General features: G+C 66.8%; 1 protein-coding gene. It reads right to left on the minus strand.

Annotated elements, in window-relative coordinates; genetic code table 11:
• A partial coding sequence (locus tag AC1DKQ_RS22385; protein ID WP_476920279.1) for a ParB/RepB/Spo0J family partition protein occupies window positions 1-826 on the minus strand: 826 nt, incomplete at its 3' end.
• Between the last annotated feature and the right edge of the window lie 217 nt (window positions 827-1043).

Genomic DNA, 1043 nt, shown 5'->3' on the forward strand with positions numbered 1-1043 from the left:
TGAAGCCCAGGTCCTTCCAGCCGGTGATGACGGGGTTGGCTTTGTGCTGGCCCCGGTAGTCGGTGCTGATCAGGTAGGCGTTGGCGTCCTCGTCGGTGGCCGGTTCCCCGTCGGCCCGCTTCGCGGCCGAGACGTACAGGTTCTCTTCGTTGGAGTAGTGCCCGGCGTCCGCGACGACGGTCTTGCCCTGCGCCTCGAACTCGGCGATTAGTGCGGCGAGGGCGGCGGCGCGGTCGCGGCGGTCCCGCAGGAGCTGCGCGACGTGCAGGAGCTGGTCGGGTTCGTCCGCGATCACGGACTCTAATTCCGCCGTGGCGTCCTGGTTCCCTTCAAATTCGGCCATGATGAGCGCTTCATCGATGGTGTATCCCTTGCCCAGGGCGGCGGCTCCGGCGCTCGAGGACTTGGCCTTCAGCGCCCCTTCCACGGTGGTCTTGGTCCGCCCGGTCTTCTTGGCGATCGCGGCGGCTGAGACGCCGATCAGGGACAGTTGGTGGTAGGCGTCGGCTTCGTCCGCTTCGGTCAGTTCGGCGCGCTGGATGTTCTCCACGACCTGCGTCACGATCCGTTCGGCTTCCTCGGGGGACTCGATGATCATCACCGGAATCAGGGGCCGGGCGGCTTCCACGGCGGCCCGGGTGCGGCGCTGTCCCATCAGGACATGCACGGTCCCGTCGTCCCTGCGGTGGGCGATGACGGGTTCCATCACGCCGTGCTCTTTGATGCTGGCAATGAAATCGGCGGTCAGGGCGGCGTCTTTGCGGACGTTGATGTCCACGGTCAGGGTGGCCGGGTCGAGCATTTCGAGGGTGGGTGCGGTGTTCATGGTGTTGCTCCTTTTGCAGAGGATTCCGGTGGGTGGGGCGGCTGTGGTGACCGGCCAGCTTCCCCTCTCCCCCGACGCTTCTATGTCTGTCAAGCGGCGGCTGGAGACGGGTGCGGGCGCGGACCAAGAAGTTTCGCCGGTGAGGGGGGCGGCTCGTGGTGACCGGCCAGCGTCCCCTCTCCCCCCGTTGTTTTGGCTGCTGGCGAAGCTTGCGGAG

This window comes from Arthrobacter sp. 05L421, from assembly GCF_056397785.1.